Genomic DNA, 6,112 nt, shown 5'->3' with positions numbered 1-6,112 from the left:
TGGTACGCCCTAGGGGATTCGAACCCCTGTAGCCACCGTGAAAGGGTGGTGTCCTAGGCCTCTAGACGAAGGGCGCCTTGGATCTTTTTGCTTCAACGGCGCCACCAAGTTTGGTGGAGGTAAGCGGGATCGAACCGCTGACCTCTTGCATGCCATGCAAGCGCTCTCCCAGCTGAGCTATACCCCCATCTCTGCACCTTCTTCAAGCAAGCAGGGCCTTCGCCCCATCACCTGAATTCAGCCGCTTTGATCGGTTACGCCGTTCAAGCAAGACCAAGAGTATATAGCGAAATTCAAGCGTTTCGCAAGCGCTCGACGACAACTTGGCGATCGAACAGCGAAAGGACCGCGTCGACCGACGGCGTCTGGGCCCGGCCGCAGACCAGCACCCGCACCGGGATCGCCAACTGCGGCATCTTCAGGCCCTGCTCGCCAATGGTCTCCTTGATCGCCTGCTGGATGCTCGCCTTGTCCCACTCGGCCAGCGCCTGCAGGCGCGTGGCGAGCGCGGCCAGGGCCGGCCGCACTGCGTCGGTCACATGTTGCGCCAGCTCGGCCTCGGCCGGCTGCACCGGCGCGAAGTACATCGCCAGCCAGTCGGCCAGCTCGACCGTGGTGCTGCAACGGTCCTTGAACAGCGCGCACATCGCCGCGGTCACGCCATGCTGGCTGCCAGGGCTGGACTCCAGCACCGCAATGCCGCGGCGGCGCAGTTGTGCCGCCGCCATCTCGGCCAGGCGCAGGTCGTCGGTCTGCTTGATGTACTGGGCATTGACCCATGCCAGCTTGGCCGGGTCCCACTGCGCCGGGCTCCTGGACAGGTGCTGCCCGTCGAACCATTCCACCAGTTGCTCGCGGCTGAACAGCTCGTCGTCGCCGTGGCTCCAGCCCAGGCGGGCCAGGTAGTTCAGCATCGCCTCGGGCAGGTAGCCGTTTTCCTCGTAGGCCGTGACGCTGACCGCGCCGCGGCGCTTGGACAGCTTCAGGCCGTCGTCGCCCAGGATCACCGGCACATGGCCGAACTGCGGCAGCGGCGCGCCCAGCGCGTTGAAGATGTTGATCTGCCAGGGCGTGTTGTTGACGTGCTCGTCGCCGCGGAAGACATGGGTGATGCCCATGTCCCAGTCATCGACCACGACCGCGAAGTTGTAGGTCGGCACGCCCGGCGTGCCGGGCGGCGCGTCATCGGCCGGCGGGCGCTGGATGATGAGGTCGTCGATCTCGCGGTTGGCGATGGTGATCTGGCCTTTGACCAGGTCGTGCCAGCTGACCTCGCCATCCTGCGGATTGGCAAAGCGCACCACCGGCTTCACGCCGGCCGGCACCTCGGGCAGCGTCTTGCCCGGCGCCGGGCGCCAGCGGCCGTCGTAGCCGGTCTTCTCGCCGCGGGCCTTCTGGGCTTCGCGCAGCGCGTCCAGCTCTTCGGGCGTGCTGTAGCAGTGGTAGGCGGTGCCGGCAGCCAGCATCTGCTCGATCACCGACTGGTAGCGCGCCAGGCGCTGCATCTGGTAGATCGGGCCTTCGTCGTAGCCCAGGCCCAGCCAGTCCATCGAGGCGATGATCTGCTCGACCGAGGCCTGGGTGGAGCGGGCCACGTCGGTGTCTTCGATGCGCAGCACGAAGTCGCCATCGAAGTGGCGGGCGTAGGCCCAGGAAAACAGCGCGGTGCGCGCCGTGCCCAGGTGCAGGAAGCCGGTGGGCGACGGCGCGATGCGCGTGCGCACCCGCTTGGATGGTTGTGCTTGGCTCATCAGTGGTTCAGCGTGGACAGGCCACGCAGCAGATCGTCGGTGATGTCGTCGGGGTGTTCCAGGCCCACGGCCAGCCGGATCAGGCCCTGGCCGATGCCGGCAGCCTGGCGCTGGGCCTCGCTGAGCCGGCCGTGCGAGGTCGTCGCTGGATGGGTGATGATGGACTTGGTGTCGCCGAGATTCGTGGCGATGCTGAGCACGCGGGTGCTGTCGATCACATGGAAGACCGCGGCCTTGGCAGCTTCAGGCGTGTCAGCCCGCAGCTCGAATGACACCACGGCCCCCCCCTGCCCGTCCTTGTGCTGGCGCATCGCCAACTCGTGCTGCGGATGCGAGGCCAGGCCGGGATAGAACACGCGCGCCACCTCGGGCCGGCTCTCCAGCCACCGGGCGACCTTCAGCGCGTTTTCGCTGTGGGCCTTCATGCGGATGCCCAGCGTCTCCAGCCCCTTCAGCACCACCCAGGCATTGAAGGGCGACAGCGTCATGCCGGCGGTGCGCATGACCGGGCCGAAGACATCCTTGATCAGCTTTTCCGAACCGCACAAGGAACCGGCCATCACGCGGCCCTGGCCATCCAGGTACTTGGTGCCGGAGTGCATCACCACGTCGGCCCCCAGCCTGGCGGGCTGCTGGATGGCCGGCGAGCAGAAGCTGTTGTCGACGGCCAGCAGCGCGCCAGCGCCATGCGCCAGCTCGGCCAGCGCGGCAACGTCGCAGACCTCGGTCAGCGGGTTGGTCGGCGTCTCGGCAAAGAACAGCTTGGTCGTCGGCTTGATCGCCGCGCGCCATTCGGCAAGGTCGGTCTGCGAGACAAAGCTGGTCTCCACGCCGAACTTGCCGAATTCCTTGGCGAACAGGTTGATCGTCGAGCCGAACACCGAACGCGAGCAGACCACATGGTCGCCCGCCTTCAGCAGGCCCATGATCAGCAGCAGGATCGCGCTCATGCCCGTTGACGTGGCCACCGCGGCTTCGGTGCCTTCCATCGCTGCGAGGCGGGCCTCGAAGCTGCGCACCGTGGGGTTGCTGGTGCGGGAGTAGGTGAAGTCTTCGGAGGCGGCGAAGCGGCGGGCCGAGGTTTCGGCGTCCGGCTGCAGGTAGCCGCTGGTCAGGAACAAGGCCTCGGAATTTTCACCGTGCTGGCTGGGTGCCAGCGCGGCGCGCACGGCCAGCGTCTCGGTGCGCAAGCCCTCGGGCAAGCTGGCGCGCGCGATGCGGCGCTCCTCGTCGCTGACGCGAGGTTGTTCGCTGTTCGGCTTGTCCCCGCTCATCAGCCCGCCTCGCTGCCGCTTTGCAGCGCCAGGCGGCTGCGGTCTGCCATCTCTTCTTCGTCGCCGCCCTGCGCGGCGCGCTGGGCCTTCATGGTCTCGAAGTCCTTCACCGACACGTCGCCGGTGATGTAGTGGCCATCGAAGCACGAAGCCTCGAAGCTGCGCAGCGCCGGGTTCAGCGCGCCAACCACGCGCTTCATCGCGTCCACGTCCTGGTAGATCAGCGCATCGGCGCCGATGAACTGGCGGATTTCCTCGATGCTGCGGTTGTGCGCGATCAGTTCTTCCTTGGTCGGCATGTCGATGCCGTACACGTTCGGATAACGCACCGGCGGCGCAGCCGAGGCCATGTAGACCTTGTTCGCGCCCGCCTCACGCGCCATCTGCACGATTTCCTTGCTGGTGGTGCCGCGCACGATGGAGTCGTCCACCAGCAGCACGTTGCGGCCCTTGAACTCGACGCCGATGGCATTGAGCTTCTGGCGCACGCTCTTCTTGCGCACGCCCTGCCCCGGCATGATGAAGGTGCGGCCGACGTAGCGGTTCTTCACGAAACCTTCGCGGTAGGGCTTGCCGATCTTCTGCGCCAGCTGCATCGCGCTCGGGCGGCTGGATTCAGGGATGGGAATCACCACGTCGATCTCGCTGGGCGGCATGGTCGAGATCAGGCGCTGGGCCAGCGTTTCGCCCATGTTCAGGCGCGCCTGGTAGACCGAGATGCCGTCGATCACCGAGTCCGGCCGGGCCAGGTAGACGTACTCGAACATGCACGGATTGAGCGTGGCGGACGGCGCGCACTGTTCGCTGTGGATGCGGCCTTCGGTGTCGATGAAGATCGCTTCACCGGGCGCCACGTCGCGCTGGAACTTGTGGCCGGTGCCTTCCAGCGCAACCGATTCGCTGGCCACCATCACGCCCGCCGTCTCTTCGCCTTCGGCCGTGCCGAAGCACAGCGGGCGAATGCCGTACGGGTCACGGAAAGCGAGCAGTCCGTAGCCGGCAATCAGCGCGACAACAGCGTAGGAACCCTTGATGCGGCCATGCACGGCGCGCACGGCCTTGAACACCTCTTCCGGCGACAGCGGCAGGTTGCGCGCGGCAACTTCCAGCTCATGCGCCAGGATGTTGATCAGCACCTCGGTGTCGCTCTCGGTGTTGATGTGGCGCCGGTCGATCGCGAACAGTTCCTTCTTCAGGTCGTGCGCGTTGGTCAGGTTGCCGTTGTGCACCAGCACGATGCCGAAGGGCGCATTCACGTAGAAGGGCTGCGCCTCTTCTTCGCTGTAGGCATTGCCGGCCGTCGGGTAGCGCACCTGGCCCAGGCCCACGGTGCCGGGCAGCGCGCGCATGTTGCGGGTGCGGAAGACGTCGCGCACCATGCCGCGGGCCTTGTGCATGAAGCACTTCGTGCCTTGCATGGTGACGATGCCAGCTGCATCCTGGCCGCGGTGCTGCAGCAGCAGCAGCGCGTCATAGATGAGTTGGTTGACCGGCTGTTTGGAAATCACGCCGACGATGCCGCACATGGGAGGGGTCCGTTCTCGAAAGGTCGAAAAGATCGAAAGAAGTCGAAATTGTCTGTCACCGGGTAAACCCGGCATCTGGAGGCGGCTACTGCGGGATCAAGCGCCACGCACCGGAATGCTGGCACTGAAGCGCTCCGGCAGCCAAGGACGCAATTCATGCTGCAGGCTGGCCAGCCAACGGGCGCCCTGTGAAGCCTGCCACCAATCGGCCCGCGCCAGCGGCGTCCAGCTGACCACCGTGGCCAGCACCAGCAGCAGCAAAAGCCCACGCGCCACCCCAAAAACACCGCCCAGCAACCGGTCCAGCCCGCTCAGCGGCGTGGCCGCCACCAGCGCCCGCACCAGCCTGGCCGCCAGGCCGCAGGCCAGCAAGGTCACCGCAAAAGCCACCACAAAACCCACGCCGGTGCGCAACGCCGAGCCCGGCTGGCCAATGTTCAGCCACTGCCCGACCAGCGGACCGCCATGCAGTCCGACGATCCACGCCAGCACCCAGCCGCCCAGCGACATCACCTCGAACACCAGCCCGCGCCAAAGCCCGAGCAGCACCGAGATCAGCAGCAGGCCCAGCAGTCCCCAGTCCAGCACGGACACGCCGCCCAGGTCCGCCGCCAGCACACCAGTGTTCAAAGCGTCAGCACCGCGGCTGGCAGGCCGCTGGCCTTGATGCGCGCCGCTGCCTTGTCGGCCTCGGCCTTGGTGGCGTACGGACCGACCCGCACACGGATGCGCCGACCGGTGGCCGATTCGATCACCTGGGTGTAGGTCTTCAAGCCCAGGCCTTCGACCTTGCCACGCGCCTCGCGGGCGCTGCCGGCTTCGGCAAAAGCGCCGATCTGCACGACAAAGCGGCCATCATCGGCCACGGTGGACTTGCCAGCCAGGATCTGCTCGGGCGTTGGCTTCTCGGCCGCCGGTTTTTCGGCTGGCTTGACCGCCACCGGCTTGGGCTCCGGCGGTTTTTCGGCCACGCGCTCCGCGGGTTTCTCGGCCGGCTTTGAAGCAGGCTTGGCGGCCGGCGGGCTGGATGGCGCGGCGGCGACGGCCTGGGACGGCTGCGGCGGCTTGGGCACTGGCTGCGGCCGGCTCGGCGCCGTTTCGGTGATCATCGGAAGCGGCGCCGGCCTGGGCACCGGCGCGGCCACGCTGGCCGGAGAAGACGGCTCGCTGGCCTGCGGTGTGGCCTCAGCCGCATTGGCTTGCAGGCTGCCAGCCGGCGCCTCTTCTGGCGGCGGTTGCAGCGCGGGATCGGGCCTGGCCTGGCGCGCACCGCTGGGCAGCAGCGACGGCACGGTGTCGCGCGCGGGGATTTCGATGGGGATGTCGACCGGGATCGGCCGGGGCTGGGTCTCGAACAGCAGTGGGAAGCCGATGATGCCGATGACCAGCAGCATTGCCGCGCCAATCAGGCGCCGACGCGCCCGGTTGCGCACCTCACGCACCAACTCGGCGGGGTCGACTGCGGCCGAAGGGCTTGCCTTGGCCGCTGTCTTGGAAGAACCGAACTTGAACTTGGACAGCAAACCCATGCGTGATGACCGGGCAGGCGGCAGGCTGGAAG

The 6,112-nt window shown here is 67.1% G+C and carries 5 protein-coding genes and 2 tRNA genes; all 7 read right to left on the bottom strand.

Annotated elements, in window-relative coordinates:
• Nucleotides 1-76 (bottom strand) — tRNA-Glu (locus tag LRH25_RS22805).
• Between the two features lie 35 nt (nt 77-111).
• Nucleotides 112-187 (bottom strand) — tRNA-Ala (locus LRH25_RS22800).
• Between the two features lie 106 nt (nt 188-293).
• Complete coding sequence (gltX, locus tag LRH25_RS22795) at nt 294-1,751, bottom strand: glutamate--tRNA ligase (RefSeq protein ID WP_141288205.1); 1,458 nt, start codon at nt 1,749-1,751, stop codon at nt 294-296.
• Nucleotides 1,751-3,025 (bottom strand): O-succinylhomoserine sulfhydrylase, encoded by a 1,275-nt coding sequence (locus LRH25_RS22790; protein WP_141288204.1) that lies wholly within the window; start codon nt 3,023-3,025, stop codon nt 1,751-1,753. Before LRH25_RS22790 ends, gltX begins: the two co-directional genes overlap by 1 nt.
• Entirely contained in the window at nt 3,025-4,551 is a 1,527-nt protein-coding gene (gene purF / locus LRH25_RS22785) for an amidophosphoribosyltransferase (RefSeq protein ID WP_141288203.1), read from the bottom strand. Before purF ends, LRH25_RS22790 begins: the two co-directional genes overlap by 1 nt.
• Nucleotides 4,552-4,647: 96 nt before the next feature.
• Nucleotides 4,648-5,181, bottom strand: coding sequence for a CvpA family protein (locus LRH25_RS22780; RefSeq protein ID WP_170200909.1), 534 nt, complete (start codon nt 5,179-5,181; stop codon nt 4,648-4,650).
• Nucleotides 5,178-6,080 (bottom strand): SPOR domain-containing protein, encoded by a 903-nt coding sequence (locus LRH25_RS22775; protein ID WP_231012295.1) that lies wholly within the window; start codon nt 6,078-6,080, stop codon nt 5,178-5,180. The genes LRH25_RS22780 and LRH25_RS22775 overlap by 4 nt, the downstream gene beginning before the upstream one ends.
• Nucleotides 6,081-6,112 lie beyond the last annotated feature (32 nt).

This window comes from Ideonella azotifigens (assembly GCF_021043325.1).
Classification (GTDB): Bacteria; Pseudomonadota; Gammaproteobacteria; order Burkholderiales; family Burkholderiaceae_C; genus Ideonella; species Ideonella azotifigens.
Note: the sequence above shows the minus strand (reverse complement) of the source record. Positions and strands in the feature narration are given on the sequence as shown.